The 889-nt window shown below is 62.8% G+C and carries 1 protein-coding gene; it reads right to left on the bottom strand.

Translation table 11 applies throughout. The features are described from left to right. Positions 1-126 precede the first annotated feature (126 nt). The coding region (gene phnC / locus EN893_RS35845) for a phosphonate ABC transporter ATP-binding protein (protein WP_128362259.1) at positions 127-889 on the bottom strand (763 nt) is incomplete at its 5' end.

An 889-nucleotide genomic window follows, 5' to 3' on the forward strand; every position in this document is an offset into this window, starting at 1 on the left:
GGCCATGACGGAAACGGCACCGAAAAGTATCTTTCTAAACATCTCGTCTCTCTCCTGTTGGTCCCGGCATCGCGCCGGCTGCGTTGGGATATGATGCCCTTGACGCGGGCTGGCGATCCAGGTCGCTCAGTAACCAGGAAAGGCTGGCTCAAGCGGTCCGGCGGATGCGGCGATTTTTTGCTTGATGATGACACTGGTCGAGGTGATGGCCTCGGAGATTTCGCCGCCGCTGCTGTCGGCGCCGTAGACCATGCGCACGGCCTCGCGGTTGAGCTCTTCCGGCGGGCCGTCGAAGACGACCTTGCCGGCAGCCATGCCGATGATACGGTTGCAATAGGTGCGGGCCGTGTCCAGCGTGTGCAGGTTGGTGATCACGGTGATGCCTTCGCGCAAATTGATATCCTGCAGCGAATCCATAACCACCTTGGCGTTGAGCGGATCGAGTGACGCGATCGGCTCGTCGGCGAGGATCACCTTCGGCTGCTGCATCAACGCGCGGGCAATGGCGACGCGCTGCTGCTGGCCACCCGACAAGGTGCCGGCGGCCTGCAGCGCGGTGCGGGCGATATCGAGACGCTCCAGCGCTGCTATCGCCTCGGCTCGTTCCTCGCGGGAGAAGATGCCGAGCAGGTTCGACATGGTGGAGCGGTGATTCAGCCGGCCGAGAAGCACATTGGTCAGCACGTCGAGGCGCGGCACCAGGTTGAACTGCTGGAAGATCATGGCGCAATCGCGCTGCCAGCGCCGTAGTGGCGAACCGCGCAGCTGGGAGACCTCGGCGCCGTCAAAAAAAATCGACCCCTGGCTGGGATCGATGAGACGGTTGATCATGCGAAGAAGGGTCGATTTGCCGGCGCCCGAACGGCCGATGACGCCAACCATCTGACCC

Origin of the sequence: Mesorhizobium sp. M7A.F.Ca.CA.004.04.2.1 (assembly GCF_004022825.1) — a bacterium.
Lineage (GTDB): Bacteria > Pseudomonadota > Alphaproteobacteria > Rhizobiales > Rhizobiaceae > Mesorhizobium.